Consider the following 19498-nt stretch of genomic DNA (forward strand, 5'->3'; position numbering starts at 1 on the left):
ACTGCGACCCATGACCGTGTTGAAGATGACCGACCTCGATCTGCAAGGTAAGCGCGTACTGATCCGCGAAGACCTCAACGTCCCCGTCAAGGACGGTGTTGTCACCAGCGATGCGCGAATCCTGGCCTCGCTGCCGACCATCAAGCTGGCCCTGGAAAAAGGCGCGGCCGTGATGGTCTGCTCCCACCTGGGTCGCCCGACCGAAGGTGAGTTCTCCGCCGAAAACAGCCTCAAGCCGGTCGCCGAGTACCTGAGCAAGGCCCTGGGCCGTGACGTGCCATTGGTCGCAGACTACCTGGGCGGCGTGGACGTGAAAGCCGGCGATATCGTGTTGTTCGAAAACGTGCGCTTCAACAAGGGCGAGAAAAAGAACAGCGACGAACTGGCCCAGCAATACGCCGCCCTGTGCGACGTGTTTGTGATGGACGCGTTCGGCACCGCCCACCGCGCCGAAGGTTCGACCCACGGCGTGGCCAAGTTCGCCAAGGTCGCCGCGGCGGGCCCGTTGTTGGCTGCGGAGCTGGATGCGCTGGGCAAGGCCCTGGGCGCTCCGGCCCAACCGATGGCGGCCATTGTTGCCGGCTCCAAGGTATCCACCAAACTGGACGTGCTCAACAGCCTGAGCCAGATCTGCAACCAACTGATCGTCGGCGGCGGCATTGCCAATACCTTCCTGGCCGCTGCCGGCCACCCGGTGGGCAAGTCCCTGTACGAGCCAGACCTGCTCGACACCGCCCGCGCCATCGCCGCAAAGGTCAGCGTGCCGTTGCCGGTGGACGTGGTGGTTGCCAAGGAATTCGCGGAAAGCGCCGCGGCGACCGTCAAGCTTATCGCTGACGTGGCCGACGACGACATGATCCTGGACATCGGCCCACAAACGGCGGCCAACTTCGCCGAGCTGCTCAAGGCATCCCAGACTATCCTGTGGAATGGCCCGGTGGGCGTATTCGAGTTCGAGCAATTTGGCAACGGCACCAAAGTGCTGGCTAAAGCGATCGCTGAAAGCTCGGCGTTCTCCATCGCTGGCGGTGGCGATACCCTGGCGGCTATCGATAAATATGGTGTGGCTGATCAGATCTCCTACATTTCTACCGGTGGCGGCGCTTTCCTCGAGTTCGTCGAGGGCAAGGTGTTGCCAGCCGTGGAAGTGCTGGAAACCCGAGCCAAAGGTTAAGGCTCGCGTGATCAGGAAAAGGAGCGTTCCCATGATCAAGTCGTTGGCACTGGTGATCGCAGCGGGCCTGTTGGCCGGCTGCGGCAGCACACCCAGCGCGGCGCCGGAGGCGGATAACGCCAAGGCACCGTTGAGAAAAAGCTGTTACCAGGCTGACTGGCAAGCCGAGACCATGCCGGTGATCAACAAGCGCATCGGCAACGAACGGCTGGAGAAATACGACTCCGCGCCCAACGGTCAGGAACAGGGTTGCCCATGACGGGTCTGATCCACTAACCGATAGCAACGGTGGCCCCAGGTCGCCCTGCGAGGATTGGCAATGAAAGGCGTTTTCGCCCTGGCAGCCCTGGCCCTGTTGGCCGGCTGCAGCAGCATGAACCTGTTCGACAAGGCAGAGCCAGCCGACAAATGGACCACCTGGACCTGCGACAGCAAAGCCGAGGTCAACTGGCGCTTTGCCAACCAGGCCCGCTCCGAAGTGGATGTTCGCCTCGGCGGTTCGGACCAGGTTTACCGTCTCAAGCAAGAGGTAGCCGCTTCGGGCGTGCTGTACAGCGACGGCCAGTTGGCGTTTCACACCAAAGGTGAGGAAGGCCTGGTTTACTGGGTAGCGACGGATGATTTGATTGGGCGCGGCTGCAAAGCCAACTGAACCCAACAGCAATAACGATTCAGCAGCACAAGGCTCAACCCCTTGATCTGCAATAACTTGAATAGCAGCCGCCTCTACGGCAGGCTTGCACGATTAACGACCCTCGACCGGGAGAGACAACACAATGGCACTTATCAGCATGCGTCAAATGCTGGACCACGCAGCCGAGTTCGGCTACGGCGTCCCAGCCTTTAACGTCAACAACCTTGAGCAGATGCGCGCCATCATGGAAGCCGCTGACAAGACCGACTCCCCTGTGATCGTCCAGGCTTCGGCCGGTGCGCGCAAATACGCTGGCGCCCCGTTCCTGCGTCACCTGATCCTCGCCGCCATCGAAGAATTCCCGCACATCCCGGTGTGCATGCACCAGGACCACGGCACCAGCCCTGACGTGTGCCAGCGCTCGATCCAACTGGGCTTCAGCTCGGTGATGATGGACGGTTCCCTCGGCGAAGACGGCAAGACCCCAACCGACTACGAGTACAACGTACGCGTCACCCAACAAACCGTGGCCATGGCGCACGCCTGCGGCGTTTCGGTTGAAGGCGAGCTGGGCTGCCTGGGTTCGCTTGAAACTGGCATGGCCGGCGAAGAAGACGGCATCGGCGCCGAAGGCGTGCTGGACCATAGCCAGATGCTGACCGACCCGGAAGAAGCCGCCGATTTCGTCAAGAAGACCCAGGTCGACGCCCTGGCCATCGCCATCGGCACCAGCCACGGCGCCTACAAGTTCACCAAGCCACCTACCGGCGACGTGTTGGCCATCGACCGCATCAAGGAAATCCACAAGCGCATCCCCAACACCCACCTGGTGATGCACGGTTCTTCCTCGGTACCGCAAGAGTGGCTGGCGATCATCAACCAGTACGGCGGCGACATCAAAGAAACCTACGGCGTACCGGTTGAAGAAATTGTCGAAGGCATCAAGTACGGCGTGCGCAAGGTCAACATCGACACCGACCTGCGCCTGGCATCCACCGGTGCGATGCGTCGCCTGATGGCCACCAACCCGAGCGAGTTCGACCCACGTAAATTCTTCGGCGCCACTGTGACGGCGATGCGTGATGTGTGTATTGCGCGTTATGAAGCCTTTGGTACTGCGGGTAATGCTTCGAAGATCAAGCCGATCTCGTTGGAAGCGATGTACCAGCGGTATTTGAAAGGTGAGTTGAACGCTAAGGTGAACTAAGCCTCAAGTGTTAATAAAAGCCCGCAGCGATGCGGGCTTTTTTATGGACACCATTTAATCAACTTGCAGATGAAGCGCCGAAACCACGGCGTTCTTTGGCTTGTCGCAACGGTGCTGTAGCACCCACACCGGACCTTTAGCCGACGCACGGTCAATGTGGGAGCCGGGCTTGCCCGCGATGGCAGTGTGTCAGGCGCCGAGGATATTGGCTGATACGCCGCCATCGCGGGCAAGCCCGGCTCCCACAGGGTGCAACGGTGTGTTTAAGACTTTGGGTTTATCTGGGAAAAATCCTGTGTCTCACGGGACGATTCACTCGTGATCAATATCCAATTTCGCAAACGTCACCCGCGCACCCTCATTGGTGTCGCCCGTATTGTCCTGCACATACACCCCCGCCTTGAAGTACAACGGCTTGTCGCCCCATGCCGCGCCAATCCGTTCATTCCACTCACTGTCAGCGGCATACACGCTCAGCAGCCCGGCTTTGTTGAGGTTGATCACGTAGGTGAAGCTCTTCTGCAGTGGCACATTGGAGGCGACGATGATCACCTGGCTTTCGGCCTCGTCCGGGCGCATGCGCACTTTGGCGACGATGTTGCCGGTCTGGGTTTTCTCCTTGAATTGGTACTCCAGCTTGATCAGCGGTTTCTGGCTGTCGTAGGCATGGATCTGGCCGATCACGATCTTGCCGGAGGAGGGCACCTGGTTGACGGTGAGGGTGGCGCGCAGGAAGTTGTCGGCCTCGGGGTAGGTCCAGTTACGCAGGCGGCCGTCGGCGTAGGTTTCGCGCAGTTCGCTGCGTGGGTAGATGGCGTTTTCGGTGCGCGAGCCCGTCACAGGTGTCCAGAACTGCACGTCGCTGCCTTCGGCCTGGAAGTATTGATCGTTGAAGCCGCTCAGCAGCCTTGGCGTTTCAATGGTCGTGGGTGGGGAGCCGACCGGAATGCTCAGGTTCCAGGTGGAAAGGTCGATCATGGTGTTGGCCTTTTTACAGAGGGTGTAGGCATTGGCCCAAAGGGCCTTCCAGGTTCTTTATAGGCCGTGCTGGTGAGATTGTTAAACAATTGCTGGCAATTTATTGGCGTCAGCTAAATGTCAAAAAGCCATGTCGCCCGTGAACCGCGGGCTACAGGGCCTTACCGTTAGTCGGCTTCCTGGCCTTTGGCACAATGAGGGCACCCACGTCACTTCTGCTTTTTTGGCCGCGCGGCTAGAGTGAGCCCTCAGTGTTTATCCGGCCTTGGTAGCAAAAGTGACCGGTGCAGCTCCCTAAGGAAGAGACGTAGCATGGATGGCGCTCCACAACACGACGATGCAATTTCGGTTCTGTTGGTGGTCGATGACTACCCGGAAAACCTCGTCAGCATGCGTGCGCTGTTGCAGCGTGACGACTGGCGGGTGATAACCGCCGCGTCTGGCCTGGAAGCCTTGGAGTTACTGCTGGCCCACGAGGTCGACCTGGTGCTGCTGGACGTGCGCATGCCGGGCATGGACGGTTTCGAGGTGGCGCGCCTGATGCGTGGCAGCCAGCGTACGCGCATGACGCCGATTATCTTTCTGACGGCCACCGCCCATTCGCCCGACGCGGTGCTGGAAGGCTACGCCAGTGGTGCGATCGACTACCTGTTCAAGCCCTTTGACCCGCACATCCTCAAGCCCAAGGTGCAGGCCTTGCTCGAGCACCAGCGCAATCGCCGTGCCTTGCAGCGCCTGAGCCATGACCTGGAATTGGCCCGCGCTTTTAATGCCTCGGTGCTGGATAACGCCGCCGAGGGCATTCTGGTGGTGAGCGAAAACAGTGTGATCGAGTATGCCAACCCGGCCATTTCCCGGCTGTTGAATGCAACGATGGCTGAGTTGCAGGGCGAAAGTTTCCTCAGTTTCCTGCAAAAGCCCCATGTGCCAGCCTGGTTGGGCTTTCCCATGTACGAGGCATATCGCCGGGGCGAGACGTGGCGCCAACACGATGCCATTTTGCGCACCGGTCGGGGCCAGCAAGTGCCGGTAGCGTTGTCCTGCGCGCCTTTGCCTGCGGAGCAGAAGGCAATGGTGGTGACGGTGCTGGACATGTCTGAAGTGCGTCACCTGCATCAGCAACTGGAATTCCAGGCCGTGACCGACCCGCTGACCGGGCTGCTGAACCGGCGCGGTTTCCATCAGGCGATGGAGAATACGTTGCTGCGCAGCGAACGTAGCGAGCAGGCGCTGGTATTGCTGTACCTGGACCTGGATGGCTTCAAGCGGGTCAACGATACGTTGGGCCATGACGCCGGGGATCGCGTGCTGCGTTGGGTTTCGGAGCAGATGCAAGCATGCCTGCGTTCCTACGACATTCTCGGGCGCATGGGTGGGGATGAATTCACCGCGTTGCTGGAGCTGGAGTTTCCCGAGCAGGCCGCGAAGATCGCGGAAAAGCTCATCGAGCGGGTATCGGTGTGCCAGCAGGTCGATGGTCTGGAGGTGATGCTTGGGGTCAGTATTGGCATCGCGACGTTCCCGGATTGCGGCTCGGACTTGAGCGGCCTGCTACGGGCCGCGGACATTGCCATGTACGAAGCCAAGCGCGCCGGCCGTCAGCAGTATCGTTACTACGACCAGGAAATGAACGGCCGCGCCCGCTCGCGGTTGATGCTGGAAGACAGTGTACGTACCGCCATCGCCAACAAGGATTTCACCTTGGTGTACCAGCCTCAGGTCTCTCTGGAAGACGGGCGTTTGCGCGGCGTCGAAGCGCTGTTGCGCTGGCAGCATCCCAGCGTCGGCGATGTGCCGCCGGGCCTGTTCTTGCCACTGCTGGAAGAGGCGCGGTTGATCAACCAGTTGAGTGCCTGGATCTACCAGCAAGTCGCCGCCCAGCGCCAGGCCTGGCAAGCCACCTTCGACCCCGAACTGGTGTTGAGCGTGAGCCTGAGCAGCAGCCAGTTCAACATGCCCAACCTGGCCAACCAACTGCAGCAGATGCTGGAGCGACATGGGTTACAGGCGCGACAACTGGAGGTGGAAATCGGCGAAGACTGCTTGATGAGCAATCTCGCCGAGTCCACCAAGCAACTCCAGTTACTGCGCCGGATAGGGGTGCGGATTGCCCTGGACGATTTTGGCTGCGGCCAGTGCTCCCTGGCCCATTTGCGCGACTTGGCGTTCGACACCCTCAAGCTTGACCCTCAACTGGTGGCGCGCCTGCCTGGCTCGGTGCGGGATGCGGCGATGGCGCGCAGCATCATCCAACTGTGTGAGCATTTTGGTGTGCTGGTGATCGCCGAAGGCGTGGAGACCCTTGAGCAAACCCAGTGGCTCAAGGCCAATGGCTGCGCCCATATCCAGGGGCCGTGGGCTGCGCTGCCGTTGATGGCCGAGGACGTTGCCGGCTGGTCGTACCCTCGCGCGCTTTGAATTCGCTACACTGGCGCCCGTCCCAATTGCGTTGCAGAGCCCATGACCGCGTTGAAATACCTCCAGGCATACCCCGCCGCGCTCCAGGAGCAAGTGCGCCAACTGATCGCCAAGGACCAGTTAGGGGCTTACCTGGACCAGCGTTACCCCGAACGCCATGCGGTGCAGAGCGACAAGGCCCTGTACGCCTACGCCCTGGCCTTGAAGCAGGAGCACCTGCGCAACGCGCCGTCTATCGACAAAGTGCTGTTCGACAACCGCCTGGACCTGACCCATCGTGCCTTGGGTTTGCACACCACGATTTCTCGGGTGCAGGGCGGTAATCTCAAGTCCAAGAAAGAGATCCGCATCGCTTCGCTGTTCAAGGAGGCGGCCCCGGAGTTTCTGCGCATGATCGTGGTGCACGAGCTGGCGCACTTCAAGGAATCGGACCACAACAAGGCGTTCTATAAACTCTGCCAATACATGATGCCGGGCTACCATCAGGTGGAATTCGACCTGCGTGTGTACCTCACCTGGCGCGATTTGCAGGGCAAGCCCTAACCCCAAGGCGACTGACCATGGATGTGAGCAAGACCAAAAGCAGCTTCTACCGCCGCCTGTACGTGGCGTACTTGATCGACAGCCAACTGGCCAGCAGCGTCCCGGCGCTGACCGAGGCCACCGGTATGCCTCGGCGTACCGCCCAGGACACCATTGCGGCGTTGGCCGACCTGGATATTGTGTGTGAGTTCGAGCAGGAGGACGGTGCGCGTCACCATGCCGGGCGCTATCGGATTCGGGACTGGGGGGCGATTGATCGGGGGTGGATCGAGGCTAATCTGGCGTCGATCAAGCAGGTGTTGGGCTATCCCTGAAGGTCGGCTTAGGCAGGACTGACGCTATCGCGGGCAAGCCCGGCTCCCACAGTCCAGTGTGGGAGCTGGCTTGCCTGCGATGGCGCCCTCAGATGCGCCGCATACCAATATGTGGAATATCATCTTCCAGGTATTCCTCACCCGCCACCACAAACCCATATCGCCCGTAATACCCCTGCAAATGCGCCTGGGCCGAGAGAAAAATCGGCGTTTGCGGCCAGATATCCTCAATGCGCTCAAGCGCCTCCTCCATCATGTGATGCCCCAGCCCGGTGCCCCGTGCCGCTGGCGAAACGATGACGCGACCAATCACCACATCGCCGCCCTGGGACTCCGGGTCCAGCAGGCGCAGGTAAGCCAATAGCTCATTATCTTGCCAGGCCATCAGGTGATGGGTGTCACCCGCCAGGTCCTGCCCGTCGATGTCCTGATACGCGCATTTCTGCTCGACGACGAATACCTCGCTGCGCAAGCGCAGGACGGCATACAGCTGGTCCTTGCCCAAGTCGTCGTGATGTTTGCAAATCCAATCAACCGTCATGATGTGTGCTCTTGTAAAGACGTGCCTGGATAGTAAGCGCGGCGGGCGCTGCTGTCTAAAATTGGCAAATGTGTGAATGGCGTCAATTTGCCATCATTGAGTACGTGCGCTGCTGGCTGCTTTGTGTAATCTGCAATGCAGGCTCATTGATGAGCTACTGTTATCAGGCCACCGCCTGCCCGCCAAGGACTTTGAGCATGCCGAGATTGACTCGTGCCGTTGCTTTGATCGCAGTGCTGCTGCTGGCCCAGCCGGTGCTGGCACAGCGTCTGCGTCTGGTGGCGGATGGCTGGCCGCCCTTCACCGATGCCACCTTGATCAATGGCGGTTTGGCCACCGATATCGTCAGCACGGCCCTGGCCCGTGCGGGGTACGCCAGTGACTTTGAGCAGGTGCCCTGGGCCCGTGCGCTCAAGGGCGTGGGCGATGGGCGCTACGATGTGCTGATCAACGCCTGGTACGACGAGGCCCGCACGCAGTTTGGCCAGTTTTCTGCTGAGTACCTGCTTAACCGTGTGCGCTTTCTCAAGCGCAGCGACGATGACATTGTTTATCACAGCCTGGCCCGACTGCGCGACGAGACCATCGCCGTGGTACGCGGTTACGCTTACTCGGCGGCGTTCGATCAAGACTCCCAGCTACAGAAAGTACCCGTGCACAACTTCGCCATGGCGGTGCGCATGCTCGCTGCGCGGCGTGTGCGGTTGACGCTGGAGGACGAATACGTAGCGCGTTATTACCTGGCTCGGGAGTCGCCGCGGGTGCGCAATGCGGTGGCGTTTGTGGGCAAGCCGTTGAGCGAGAACAGCCTGCACATTCTGGTCAGTTTGAAGAACCCCGAGCACGCGCAGATTGTCGCCAGCTTTGATCGGGAGATTGTCAGGATGAAGGCTGATGGCAGTTATGCGCGCTTGATGAAGGCGCATGGGATGTAGCGTGCTTGCGGGCCTCATCGCGGGCAAGCCGGGCTCCCACATTTTGCCCGCATTCTTATGTTGGAACTCGGTCAAATGTGGGAACTGGCTTGCCTGCGATAGGGGTCTAAGCCGCACCGGTATCCTTGATCAGATGCGCCGCCAACGTACGCAACGGCCCCAACTGCCGGCAGATCAACGCCAACTGCGTCTGCACCAACCGCTGCGCCTCATCGATCTCATCGGGCATTTGCTCCAGCTCGGCTGCCAACCCCTCCTCGGCATCACTCTGGATCGCAATCGACTGTTTGTTGGCCAGGCCCGTAGCAATCTCATCGATACTCGCCGCCAGGCTGTTGCCCGCGCCTTCGATCAAGTGCTCGCGCACGTCGGCCGGTAACTGAGTATCGCGGTGCGCACCCAACCCCGACAAATAGCTGAGCAAGGTGTGAGACAGCACCAGGAACCGAAAACCCACGTCGGCTTCCTTACGAAAGTGCCCCGGCTCCATCAGCATATTGGCCAGGGTGGTGGACAACGCGGCGTCGGCGTTGTGCGCGTTGCGGCGGGCCAGGCGGTAAGCCAGGTCGTCGCTCTTGCCGGCGGCGTATTGCTGCATGATCTGGCGCAGGTAGATGCTGTTGCAGGTCAGGGTGTTGGCCAGCACTTTGTTCAAGCGCCGGCCTTGCCAGTCCGGCAGGAACAGGAATACCGCCAGGCCAGCGATCAGGCTGCCGAGCAAGGTATCGAACAGGCGTGGCAGGAACAGCCCGTAGCCATCGCCCACCTGGTTGAAGCAGAACAGCACCATCAGCGTGATCGCCGCCGTCGCCAGGGTGTAGCGGGTGGTGCGGTTGATAAAGAACACCAGGCCCGCGGCGATAGCGAACATCGACTGCACCACCGGGTTGGGGAACAGATCGAACAGCGCCCAGGCCACGGTGAGGCCGATGGCGGTGCCGATAATCCGCTGGCCGAGCTTGCGCCGGGTGGCGCCGTAGCTCGGTTGGCAGACGAACAGGGTGGTGAGGATGATCCAGTAACCCTGGGACGCGTGGATAGCGTGCAGGGTGGCGTAGCCGACGGTCAACGCCAGGGACAGGCGCAGGGCATGGCGAAACAGCAGCGAGGTGGGTGTGAGTTGGGTGCGCAGGCGCGTCCACATTTCCTTGAGGTTGCGCGGGGCGCGGTCCAACAGGTTACTGTCGGTGGCGTCCGCCAGGGCATCGGGATTGCTGGCGTCGCCCAGCAGGCGGTCGAGTGTGGACAGGTTGGCCGCCAAGGCGCGCAATGAACGCAGCAGGCCGCGCCAGGCCGGGTTGCTCTGGATGCGCAGATGCTCCAGGGACGCGTTGAGGTCGCCCAGGGCCTGGGCAAAACTGTCGTCATAGATGAACGGTTGGCGCAGTTGGATCGACTCGGCCAGGGTCTGGCAGGCCTTGCCTTGCTGGCGCAGCAAGCGCTGGCAGCGAAACAGCACATCGCTATGGAAGAAGGCTTCAGTGAGGGCGTTGTAGGGGTAGTGGGAGGAACTGGCGCGCTCGTGGATGTCCTGGGCCAGGAAGTACAGTTTCAGGTAGCGGCTGACCTTCGACCCCGGTCGCCCATTGCCGACGCGGTGCAGGATGATTTCCTTCGCGGCATTCAGCGCAGCCACTACCCGGCCATTTTGCTGGGCCAATTCCAGGCGCCGCGCTTCCACGTCCAGCTGCCGGATCGGTTCGAACAACGATGACTTGAGCTTGAGGTAACGCCCCAGCTCGCGGAACAATCGCGCCAGGCTCTGCTGCACCGGCTGGTTGGAAAACAGCGCCTGCCATAGTACGGACAACACACCGTACCAGGCGGCACCGGCCACCAGCAGCAGCGGCTCATGCCAGAAATCCGTGACGGCGCCACCGCGCTGGTCCACGCCGATCATGGTGTAGACCGACAGAATCAAGGTGGCCGAAGCAATCGCGCCATAGCGTTCGCCCAGTGCGCCGAGCATGGTCAGGCCGAAACTGGCCAGGGCCAGGGCGATGGCAAATATCCAGGGGTAAGGGAACAGCAGCTCCACCGACAGCGCGGCAATGCTGAAACACACCAGTGTCACCGCCAGCGCGTTGAGGCGGCCTTGCCAGCTGTCATCCGTCTCGGCCAGGGCGCTGGCGATAATCCCCAGGAAGAGCGGGATCAGCAGCGTCATTTCATCCTGGTACCAACACAACGCCATGCTGCCGGTGAGGGCGATGAACACCCGTACGCTGTAGCTGAATTTATCCAGCGCCCACAGGCGCCGCATGGACTGCTTGAACGAGGTCGATGACATGAAGTCTGGAGTCTTCCGGGACGTTGTCGCTAAATTGAGCCAGTAATGACGCCACGGCAAGCGTAGCGATCACATCTGATAGCAAAATTTTCAGTATCACTGCAAAACCAATGTGGGAGCGGGCATGCCTGCGATGACGATGTGGGATTCACTGCCGCTATCGCAGGCAAGCCAGCTCCCACAGGGGATTGCATCTCAAGGTGCACGTCAGGCGTATTGCGCGGCCGCGTAGCCCGAGGCCCACGCCCACTGGAAGTTGAACCCGCCCAGGTGGCCGGTCACGTCCAGCACTTCGCCGATAAAGTACAGGCCGGGGCTTTTCAGCGATTCCATGGTCTTGGAGGACACTTCCCGCGTATCCACCCCGCCCAATGTTACCTCGGCGGTGCGATAACCCTCGGTGCCGGCCGGTACCAGTTGCCAGCTCCCCAGCTTTTGCGCGATATCGGCAATTTCAGCGTGGGTGTACTGCTTCATAGGCTTGGATTCGAACCAGCTTTGGGCCAGCAGGTTGGCCATCTTCTTGGTGAAGATCTCACCCAACAGAGTTTTCAATTCGCTGTTGGGGTGTTCGGCCTGTTGCTGTTGCAGCCAGGCATGGGCGTCGTGGTCGGGCAGCAGGTTGATTTCTACCGTGTCGCCGGAGTGCCAATACGAGGAAATCTGCAAAATCGCCGGCCCGCTCAGGCCTCGATGGGTGAACAGGATATTCTCGCGAAAGCTCTGGCCGTTGCAGCTCACCAGGCAGTCGACCGAGGTGCCGGACAACTCGCCGCACAACTCCTTGAGCTGGTCGGTGATGGTGAACGGCACCAGCCCGGCGCGGGTCGGCAGCAGTTCATGGCCGAATTGCCTGGCCACTTGGTAGCCGAAACCGGTGGCGCCCAGCGTCGGGATCGACAAGCCGCCAGTGGCGATCACCAGGGATTCACAGCGCAGCTCACCCAGGGTGGTTTGCAGTTGATAGCCGCTTTCGAGCTTGGCGATTGCCTCGATGGAGGTGTCCAGGTGCAGGCTCACGCCGGTCTGGATGCACTCGTCGAGCAGCATGCCGAGGATGTCGCTGGACTTGTTGTCGCAGAACAGCTGGCCGAGTTTCTTCTCGTGGTATGGCACGCCGTGCTTGGCCACCAACCCGATGAAGTCCCACTGGGTATAGCGGGCCAGGGCGGATTTGCAGAAGTGCGCGTTGTGCGAGAGGAAGTTGGCCGGCTCGGTGTACATGTTGGTGAAGTTGCAGCGGCCGCCACCGGACATCAGGATTTTCTTGCCGGCCTTGTTGGCGTGGTCGATCAACATCACCTTGCGCCCACGCCCGGCGGCGGTCAGCGCGCACATCAAGCCTGCGGCGCCGGCGCCAATGATCACAACTTCGGTCGAGCGCACAGCCATGTCCTCACAAAACTATTGATTTGAAATGCAATCAACACTGTGGGAGCTGGCTTGCCTGCGATGGCGGTAGTGGATTCACCGTCGCTATCGCAGGCAAGCCAGCTCCCACAGTGATTCGGTCCTTGCAGTCACTATGTTGTTACAGGATCCGCACGCGCAGCGAACGACCTTTGATCTTGCCGTCATTCAAACGCTGCAAAGCCTGCTTGGCGATGCCGCGTTCCACGGCCACGAAAGCCTGGAAGTCAAAGATCGCGATCTTGCCCACCTGGGCACCCGGAATGCCGGCTTCACCGGTCAATGCACCGAGGATGTCGCCTGGGCGCACCTTGTCTTTACGCCCGGCGGCGATGCACAGGGTGCTCATCTGCGGCAGCAACGGGCCACCGCTTTGCGGTTTGAGGTTGTCCAGTTGGTCCCAGTTCAGCGGCGACTTCTGCAGTTGCTCGATGGCCTGGGCGCGGTGGGCTTCGGACGGCGCTACCAGGCTGATGGCGATGCCGGTCTCACCGGCACGGCCGGTACGGCCTACACGGTGGATGTGAATTTCCGAGTCGCGGGCCAGTTCGACGTTGATCACCATGTCCAGGGCGTCGATGTCCAATCCTCGGGCGGCGACGTCGGTGGCCACCAGCACCGAGGTGCTGCGGTTGGCAAACATCGCCAGTACCTGGTCACGGTCGCGCTGTTCCAGGTCACCATGCAGGCCAACGGCGGAAATGCCTTTGGAGGTCAGGTGGTCGACGGTTTCCTGCACTTGCTGCTTGGTAAAGCAGAACGCCACGCAGGAGGCAGGGCGGAAGTGCGCCAGCACCTTGGTCACGGCGTCCATGCGCTCTTCCGGGGAGATCTCGTAGAAGCGTTGTTCGATCTGGTCGTCGGAGTGGAACGCTTCGGCTTTCACTTGCTGAGGCGCACGCATGAACTTGGAGGCCAGTTGCTTGATGCTCACCGGGTAAGTGGCCGAGAACAGCAGGGTCTGGCGGCGCGGTGGGGTCTTGCTGATGATGTCTTCGATGGCGTCGTAGAAGCCCATGTCGAGCATGCGGTCGGCTTCGTCGAGGATAAGGGTGTTCAAGCCGTCCAGCACCAGTGAACCTTTACGCAGGTGCTGCTGGATGCGGCCCGGGGTGCCGACGATGACGTGGGCGCCGTGCTCCAGGGAGGCAATCTGTGGGCCGAGGGACACGCCGCCGCACAGGGTCAGCACCTTGATGTTGTCTTCGGCACGGGCCAGGCGACGGATTTCCTTGGCGACCTGGTCGGCCAGTTCGCGGGTCGGGCACATCACCAGCGCCTGGCACCCGAAGTAGCGCGGGTTGATCGGGTTCAGCAGGCCGATGCCGAATGCGGCAGTCTTGCCGCTGCCGGTCTTGGCCTGGGCAATGAGGTCCAGCCCTTTGAGGATCACCGGCAAGCTTTGCGCCTGGATCTGCGTCATCTCGACGTAACCCAGCGAGTCGAGGTTAGCCAGCATGGCGGCGGACAGGGGCAAAGTATTAAAAGCGGTGGCGATGGTAGTCACGGGACTGGCTCTGCAAAACAAAATGTCGCGCAGTGTAACAGGCCCCCTTGGGTTTCTTTGTATGTTCTCGACGAGGAGTAGGGGGGCGCGGCAAATTATCAGCTGCAAGCCGCAAGCTTGAGGCTTACAACTTGAAGCTTGCAGCTGCTTCAATGCTCGATATCGTGCTCGCGGCTGACCACCCGTTTGCCGTCCTTGGGCGACAGCTGCAGGAAGATCGCCGCTGCCAGCATCGCCATGAGGCCCACGGTGAGGAAGGTCAGTTGGAAGGCGCCCAGCACGGTATTGACCCCGTCATTGCCGGCTTCGGCGGTAAAGCCGCCGAGCAATGCGCCGGCACAGGCCACGCCCAGGCTCAGGGACAATTGCGCCACCACCGACAGCAAACTGTTGCCACTGCTGGCCTGGGCGTCGTCGAGGTCGATCAGGGTGACAGTGTTCATGGCGGTAAATTGCAGGGAGTTGATGGCCCCCAGTACCGCCAGCATGGCCAACAGCAGCGGGTAGGGCGTTTGTTCGCTGACCAGGCCCATGCTCGCCAGCATCAGGCCCAGGGCCAGGGTGTTGCCGGTCAGGACGATGCGGTAGCCGAGGCGCTCGATAAGCGGGCGTGCGATGGACTTGGCGAACATCGCCGCCGCCGCCAGTGGCAACATGCTCATGCCGGCTTCCGACGGCGAATAGCCCAGCGCCACCTGCAGCAGCAGCGGTACCAGGAACGGCAATGCGCCGCTGCCCAGGCGCGCAAACAGATTGCCCAGAATCCCCACGGCAAAGGTGCGCGTCTTGAACAGCACCGGCGAGAACAGCGGGTTATCGATATGCCCGGCGCGCAGCCAGTACGCCGCCAGGCAGGCAAACCCGCCGAACAGCAGCAATATCACGCGCAGATGCGGCAGGTGCAGTTCGCCCAGGCCTTCCATGGCGATGGTGATCAGCACCATCGCCGCGCCGAACAGCAGAAAGCCCAGGCCGTCGAAGCGCGTGCGCTCGCTGCCGCGCAGGTCGGGGATGAATTTCCACACGGCGTAGCAGCCGATCATGCCCACCGGCAGGTTGATCAGGAAGATCCAGTGCCAGGTCAGGTATTGCACCATCCAGCCGCCCATTGTCGGGCCAAGCAAGGGGCCGAGCAGGCCTGGAATAGTGATGAAGCCCATGATCCGCACAAGCTCGGAGCGTGGATAAGCCCGTAGTACCACTAGGCGCCCGACCGGCAGCATCAGCGCACCGCCCAGGCCCTGGATCACCCGTGCGCCCACCAGCATGCTCAAGCTACTGGACAGCGCACACAGCAGCGACCCGATGCTGAACAGCATGATCGCGCCAAAGAAAATCTTCTTGGTGCCAAAGCGGTCAGCGATCCAGCCCGACGCCGGAATCAGCAAGGCAACGGTGAGCATGTAGGCGATCACCACGCCTTGCATGCGCAGCGGGTTTTCCGCGAGGTCCTGCGCCATGGCCGGTAGCGCGGTGTTGAGAATCGTCCCGTCCAGCGACTGCATGAAGAAGGCAATCGCTACCACCCAGGGGAGCCAGCGGGCGGTCTTGGCATCGAGAGGGGCACGATTCGGCATGGGATCCCTTTTAATTAGCAGGCTATGTGTTGGCGATTATGCGCCATCCGTCGCCGCTTTTCCCACTGGCGGTTCGTCTATATCTGACAATGTCACATGCTCGCCCACCAGGAAATCCAGCAACGCCCGATGCACTGCCAGCGCGGCTTCGCGGGACTCCAGGTCCAGCAGATGGCCGGTGTGTTCGGCCACCGCAAAGCTGCTGCGGCCTACGTAGTGTTTGAACAGCTGGGCTTCGTCGGCCGGCGTGTATTCGTCCAGCGCGCCGTTGAGAAAGTGCACCGGTGTTTCAATCTGCCGCAGCGCCGGCAAGTAGTTGCCATCGCCCAAGCCCAGCACCTGATGGATATGAAAGCGCGCCTGGCGGTATTCGGTGGTGGCCATGGTCGACAGGTGTCGATGGTTATTGCGCTTGAGGCGCGGCGACAGGTATTTGCCAACCGTTTCGTTGAGCAGATGGCCGACCGCCGACTTGTCATCGGCCTCGATCAGCACACGCACGTGCTCGACATATTCCAGCATCGCCTGGTTGAGGTTGGGCGCCAGGGCCATCACCACCGAGCTTTCGATGGAGGGCGGGTTGTGCGCCAGGGTCAACAGCGTGGAGATGCCGCCCCATGAGGCCGAAACCAGATGGTTGACCGCAAAGCGTGCTACCAAGGCACGCAGGATTTGCACCTCGTCGTCCTTGGTGACCAGGTCGAGTTCGGTGTTGTGCTCGCGTGACAAGCCAGAGAATGGCAAGTCGAACAGCAGCACATTGAAGTGCTCGGCCAGGCATTTGCTGGTGCGGGCAAAGGAGCGTGTGGTGGACAACGCGCCATTGACCATCAGTACGGTTTTTCTATGCGGGTCGTTACCCAGTTGCTCTACGTGAACGTTGTAGTGCTTGTACAGTTTTTCTATGACGAAACTTCCATGGTTCATGTCAACGCTCCAGCTTGCCTTTCCCGGGCAAGGTTATGCTCTCGTGGGCAGGGGTGGCGAGAAGCCATTAACCGTTATAACGAGGAATAAGCAGAGCGACAACATGCCGAACGGCCAAAGTAGGCGGGATAGAAGTTTCGTCGCAGCGCAGGTTATTGAACTGTAGGAGCGAGCTTGCTCGCGAAAAACGACAACGATAACGCAGCGCTGACAGCCAGCCCGCGGTGTCTGTACGTTCTTCGCGAGCAAGCTCGCTCCTACAGTTTATAAAGTCAGCGTCAAACGGTTTACCAAAGCGCCTGGCAACAGGTTGGAAGCGGTGTTGCGCTGGTCATAGGTACTGGCCGACAACAGCAGCTCCCGATCAGCGGTCAGCGCTTCCAATTGCGAACCGAGCAACTGATAGACACTGTCATCAAAGCGCATGGTGCTGACCGGCGCCTTGATCTCGCCGTTTTCCACCCAGAAGGTCGCAAAGCGCGTCATGCCGGTCAGGCGCGCTGCTGGCAGGTCGGAGTAGTTCAGGTACCAGAGGTTGCTGATATACAGACCGGTGCCCAACTGCTTGAGAATATCGGCCTGGGCCAGGCTGCCGGCCGCCATTTGCAGGGCGCTGGGCGACTCGTCGCTGCTGGCGCCGTTGGTGCTCAAGCCGTATTCGGCGGCGCTGCGCGAGTTGACCAACTGGCCCTCGGCCTTGCCTGCATTGATCAGGGTGACATCCTTGCGCGGGTAGCCTTCAGTGGAAAACGCCTGGCTCAGGGAGCCGCTGATCTGCTCATCCACCGTCACCAGCGGGCTCAATGACTGATCATCCGCGTACAGGCGTTGCAACGAACTGCCTTTGCTCGCGATGGCCTGGGCCGAAAAACCACCCCAGGTGATGATGCTGATGATTTCTTCCAGCGCTGCCGGCGCCAGGTAGGCGCGGTAATGGCCGGGCGCCAGGGTGTGGAGCGGGCGACCGAGAAACGCCAGTTGCTCACGGGCCTGTTGGAAACGGGCGGCGAACTCGGCGCTGTTCCAGGTGTGCCCGGCGTAGCTGGCTTTTACCGCTTCGCCATTGGCGTGGAACAGGCTGAAGTCGAAATTGAAGCTGTTAGCCCGGTGCCAGCCGAACGCCCCCGATGAGCTGGCGAAACCACGGCTGATCGGGCCGGCGGCGTAGAAGCCAACCAGGTCCACGCCATCGGCGGCCTGGCTGATGTCGTCCAGCACTTGGGCCAGTTCCGGCAGCGGGCGCAGCTGTTCGTTATGGCTGTGCCAGGCGTCGGGGTTCAGCAGCAGGTACGGGTCAGGCGGCAACAGCGGCAAGGTCTCGCGCAGTTGTTGCAGGCCATTCGCCAGGCGCTGGCGATCCAGCTGCGCCTCGCCGGAAAGGGTGATACCCAGGTCGGCGTGGCGCCCATCGTTGATCAGCTTGAGGTTCAGGCTGGCCTGCTGTACCTGGCCCGCCTGGCGTACCTGCGCGTGGTTGAAGCGCACGAACTCGGACGCTTCATCCGCGTAGCCGAGTTGAAAGTGTTCTTGATCGGTGACCGCCTGCTTGAGCCAATCCACCAGAGCCTTGAAGTGGTTCATCAGGCATCTCCCCCAAATACATCGACATTGCTGAATACACAGGCCGGCGACGCATGGCCGACACGGATCACCTGGTTGGGTTCGCCCTTGCCGCAGTTCGGCGTGCCCAAGACTTTGAAGGTGCTGGCGTCGCCTACCGCGCTGAGCTTGCGCCAGAACTGCGCGGAAATCGCCCGGTAGTTGGGGTTCTTCACCACGCCCTTGAGTTCGCCGTTTTCGATCAACTGGCCCCACTCGCAGCCGAACTGGAATTTGTTGCGCGCATCGTCGATGGACCACGAACGGTTGGTCGACATCAGGATGCCGCTCTCAATGCCGCCCACCAATTGCGCGAGGCTTTTATCCCCAGGTTCGATATTCAGATTGGCCATGCGGTCGATGGGCGCACGGTTCCAGCTGCAGGCGCGGCTGTTGGCGACGCCTGGCAGGTTGGCGCGAAATTGCGATAAGGCCCCGCCCAAGGGCTTGAGCAGCAGGCCTTCGCGAATCAGAAATTGCTTGCTGGCAGGCGTGCCGTCGTCGTCATGAGCGTAGCTGGCAAGCTGTTCGGGGATGTCCGGGTCGAAGGTGACGTTGAGCAGCGGTGAGCCATATTGCAGGTGGCCGAAGTCGCTGGCTTTCACAAAACTGGTGCCGGCGTAATTGCGCTCGTCACCAAGGATGCGATCCAGCTCCAGCGGATGGCCGATCGACTCGTGGATCTGCAGGATCATTTGGTCGGGCATCAGCAGCAGGTCACGCGGGCCGTGGGGCGTATTCGGTGCGAGCAGCAATTGCAGGGCTTCGTCGGCCACCTTGCGGGCGGCGCCCACCAGGCCAAAACGCTGGATCACCCCGGCACTGCCTTGCTGGCCGAAGTTGGTACCGCCCAGGGTACGGGTCTGGCTGTCGTTGCCGTCGAAGGCGGTCACACTCAGGCCCGGAAAGACAAAGCGCTGGGCCTGACGCAATTGCGCGCCAGCGCTGTTGAGATAGATCTGTTCAACCCGCGTGGTCCCCAGGCTGACTTCCCAGCTCACCAGACGCTCATCCTTGGGCACGGCGGCGGACTCATCGCCGAGCAATTGGTAGCAGTCGCTCAGGGATGGGAAGGGCTGGTCGAGGTCGGGAGACAGGTAGTCGGCGACGTCGCTGGACACTGGCTGCTGGTGCAGGTCGAGCAGGGCGTGAGGCTTGATCAACCGGGCTTGCTGTTCAGCGCGCTCAAGGGCGGCTTGCAGGCCGGCAAGGGAAATATCGTTGGTCGCGGCGTAGGCTTCCACGCCGTTGAGACGCACGGTAAGCATGGCGCCTTCGTCGTGCCCTAGGTGAGGCGGCTCGGCGACGTTCTTGCGTACTGACAGGTACTGACCGGATTCGCGCACGTAGCGCAGGGAGAAAAATTCGGCGGTGGTGCGCAGGGCACCGAAGTGTTTCTTGAGCGTGGCGTGGTGTTCGAACATGGGGCCTTCCTTGTGGGCGG

The 19498-nt window shown here is 61.1% G+C and carries 17 protein-coding genes; 8 read left to right on the forward strand and 9 right to left on the reverse strand.

The window, feature by feature from the left end; translation table 11 throughout:
• The first annotated feature begins 10 nt into the window (after positions 1-10).
• From FXO12_RS20550 to fba, 4 genes are all read left to right on the forward strand, one after another.
• Complete coding sequence (locus tag FXO12_RS20550) at positions 11-1174, forward strand: phosphoglycerate kinase (protein ID WP_054898179.1); 1164 nt, start codon at positions 11-13, stop codon at positions 1172-1174.
• Between the two features lie 31 nt (positions 1175-1205).
• Positions 1206-1433 (forward strand): hypothetical protein, encoded by a 228-nt coding sequence (locus FXO12_RS20555; protein ID WP_003194953.1) that lies wholly within the window; start codon positions 1206-1208, stop codon positions 1431-1433.
• 60 nt (positions 1434-1493) lie between these two features.
• Entirely contained in the window at positions 1494-1826 is a 333-nt protein-coding gene (locus FXO12_RS20560) for an MliC family protein (RefSeq protein ID WP_054898180.1), read from the forward strand.
• A 124-nt stretch (positions 1827-1950) separates the two neighbouring features.
• Positions 1951-3015, forward strand: a complete 1065-nt coding sequence (fba, locus tag FXO12_RS20565) for a class II fructose-bisphosphate aldolase (RefSeq protein WP_003177554.1) — start codon at positions 1951-1953, stop codon at positions 3013-3015.
• A gap of 312 nt (positions 3016-3327) precedes the next feature.
• Here the strand turns inward: fba and FXO12_RS20570 are convergent, their stop codons facing one another.
• Positions 3328-3993, reverse strand: a complete 666-nt coding sequence (locus FXO12_RS20570; protein WP_003194947.1) for a polysaccharide lyase family 7 protein — start codon at positions 3991-3993, stop codon at positions 3328-3330.
• A gap of 312 nt (positions 3994-4305) precedes the next feature.
• On the opposite strand from FXO12_RS20570, the gene FXO12_RS20575 reads away from it, so the two are divergent.
• The 3 genes from FXO12_RS20575 to FXO12_RS20585 are packed head-to-tail and all read left to right on the forward strand — an operon-like array spanning position 4306 to position 7268.
• Positions 4306-6411, forward strand: coding sequence for a bifunctional diguanylate cyclase/phosphodiesterase (locus tag FXO12_RS20575; protein ID WP_054898181.1), 2106 nt, complete (start codon positions 4306-4308; stop codon positions 6409-6411).
• 42 nt (positions 6412-6453) lie between these two features.
• Positions 6454-6954 (forward strand): M48 family metallopeptidase, encoded by a 501-nt coding sequence (locus FXO12_RS20580; protein ID WP_034128904.1) that lies wholly within the window; start codon positions 6454-6456, stop codon positions 6952-6954.
• 17 nt (positions 6955-6971) lie between these two features.
• On the forward strand, positions 6972-7268 hold the full coding sequence (locus tag FXO12_RS20585) for a helix-turn-helix domain-containing protein (RefSeq protein WP_014720272.1): 297 nt from the start codon (positions 6972-6974) through the stop codon (positions 7266-7268).
• A gap of 88 nt (positions 7269-7356) precedes the next feature.
• Here FXO12_RS20585 and FXO12_RS20590 read toward each other — a convergent pair whose 3' ends face one another.
• Positions 7357-7809 (reverse strand): GNAT family N-acetyltransferase, encoded by a 453-nt coding sequence (locus tag FXO12_RS20590; protein WP_054898182.1) that lies wholly within the window; start codon positions 7807-7809, stop codon positions 7357-7359.
• Positions 7810-8006: 197 nt separating this feature from the next.
• Here FXO12_RS20590 and FXO12_RS20595 point away from each other — a divergent pair, with 197 nt between their 5' ends.
• On the forward strand, positions 8007-8744 hold the full coding sequence (locus FXO12_RS20595) for an ABC transporter substrate-binding protein (protein WP_057976512.1): 738 nt from the start codon (positions 8007-8009) through the stop codon (positions 8742-8744).
• A 106-nt stretch (positions 8745-8850) separates the two neighbouring features.
• Here the strand turns inward: FXO12_RS20595 and yccS are convergent, their stop codons facing one another.
• From yccS to FXO12_RS20630, 7 genes are all read right to left on the reverse strand, one after another.
• Positions 8851-11034: a YccS family putative transporter gene (yccS, locus tag FXO12_RS20600; protein ID WP_034128901.1), complete on the reverse strand. Its 2184-nt coding sequence runs from the start codon at positions 11032-11034 to the stop codon at positions 8851-8853.
• A gap of 207 nt (positions 11035-11241) precedes the next feature.
• On the reverse strand, positions 11242-12420 hold the full coding sequence (locus FXO12_RS20605) for an NAD(P)/FAD-dependent oxidoreductase (protein ID WP_034129071.1): 1179 nt from the start codon (positions 12418-12420) through the stop codon (positions 11242-11244).
• 145 nt (positions 12421-12565) lie between these two features.
• A complete protein-coding gene (dbpA, locus tag FXO12_RS20610) occupies positions 12566-13903 on the reverse strand; it encodes an ATP-dependent RNA helicase DbpA (RefSeq protein ID WP_229999345.1) in 1338 nt (445 codons plus the stop codon).
• Positions 13904-14100: 197 nt separating this feature from the next.
• On the reverse strand, positions 14101-15528 hold the full coding sequence (gene mdtD / locus FXO12_RS20615) for a multidrug transporter subunit MdtD (RefSeq protein WP_034128900.1): 1428 nt from the start codon (positions 15526-15528) through the stop codon (positions 14101-14103).
• Positions 15529-15564: 36 nt separating this feature from the next.
• Positions 15565-16455 carry an alpha/beta fold hydrolase gene (locus tag FXO12_RS20620; RefSeq protein ID WP_057976514.1) on the reverse strand — a complete coding sequence of 297 codons (891 nt, stop codon included), beginning with the start codon at positions 16453-16455 and terminating at the stop codon, positions 15565-15567.
• 264 nt (positions 16456-16719) lie between these two features.
• On the reverse strand, positions 16720-18036 hold the full coding sequence (locus FXO12_RS20625) for a TldD/PmbA family protein (protein ID WP_060772770.1): 1317 nt from the start codon (positions 18034-18036) through the stop codon (positions 16720-16722).
• Positions 18036-19478 carry a TldD/PmbA family protein gene (locus FXO12_RS20630; RefSeq protein ID WP_054922362.1) on the reverse strand — a complete coding sequence of 481 codons (1443 nt, stop codon included), beginning with the start codon at positions 19476-19478 and terminating at the stop codon, positions 18036-18038. The genes FXO12_RS20625 and FXO12_RS20630 overlap by 1 nt, the downstream gene beginning before the upstream one ends.
• Positions 19479-19498 lie beyond the last annotated feature (20 nt).

It is taken from the genome of Pseudomonas sp. J380 (assembly GCF_009827115.1).
GTDB lineage: Bacteria > Pseudomonadota > Gammaproteobacteria > Pseudomonadales > Pseudomonadaceae > Aquipseudomonas > Aquipseudomonas paracarnis.

Coding starts and splice junctions, on each gene's coding strand:
- FXO12_RS20550 (WP_054898179.1), top strand. CDS start 11: ATGACCGTGTTGAAGATGACCGACCTCGATCTGCAAGGTAAGCGCGTA.
- FXO12_RS20555 (WP_003194953.1), top strand. CDS start 1,206: ATGATCAAGTCGTTGGCACTGGTGATCGCAGCGGGCCTGTTGGCCGGC.
- FXO12_RS20560 (WP_054898180.1), top strand. CDS start 1,494: ATGAAAGGCGTTTTCGCCCTGGCAGCCCTGGCCCTGTTGGCCGGCTGC.
- fba (WP_003177554.1), top strand. CDS start 1,951: ATGGCACTTATCAGCATGCGTCAAATGCTGGACCACGCAGCCGAGTTC.
- FXO12_RS20570 (WP_003194947.1), bottom strand. CDS start 3,993: ATGATCGACCTTTCCACCTGGAACCTGAGCATTCCGGTCGGCTCCCCA.
- FXO12_RS20575 (WP_054898181.1), top strand. CDS start 4,306: ATGGATGGCGCTCCACAACACGACGATGCAATTTCGGTTCTGTTGGTG.
- FXO12_RS20580 (WP_034128904.1), top strand. CDS start 6,454: ATGACCGCGTTGAAATACCTCCAGGCATACCCCGCCGCGCTCCAGGAG.
- FXO12_RS20585 (WP_014720272.1), top strand. CDS start 6,972: ATGGATGTGAGCAAGACCAAAAGCAGCTTCTACCGCCGCCTGTACGTG.
- FXO12_RS20590 (WP_054898182.1), bottom strand. CDS start 7,809: ATGACGGTTGATTGGATTTGCAAACATCACGACGACTTGGGCAAGGAC.
- FXO12_RS20595 (WP_057976512.1), top strand. CDS start 8,007: ATGCCGAGATTGACTCGTGCCGTTGCTTTGATCGCAGTGCTGCTGCTG.
- yccS (WP_034128901.1), bottom strand. CDS start 11,034: ATGTCATCGACCTCGTTCAAGCAGTCCATGCGGCGCCTGTGGGCGCTG.
- dbpA (WP_229999345.1), bottom strand. CDS start 13,903: ATGCTGGCTAACCTCGACTCGCTGGGTTACGTCGAGATGACGCAGATC.
- mdtD (WP_034128900.1), bottom strand. CDS start 15,528: ATGCCGAATCGTGCCCCTCTCGATGCCAAGACCGCCCGCTGGCTCCCC.
- FXO12_RS20620 (WP_057976514.1), bottom strand. CDS start 16,455: ATGAACCATGGAAGTTTCGTCATAGAAAAACTGTACAAGCACTACAAC.
- FXO12_RS20625 (WP_060772770.1), bottom strand. CDS start 18,036: ATGAACCACTTCAAGGCTCTGGTGGATTGGCTCAAGCAGGCGGTCACC.
- FXO12_RS20630 (WP_054922362.1), bottom strand. CDS start 19,478: ATGTTCGAACACCACGCCACGCTCAAGAAACACTTCGGTGCCCTGCGC.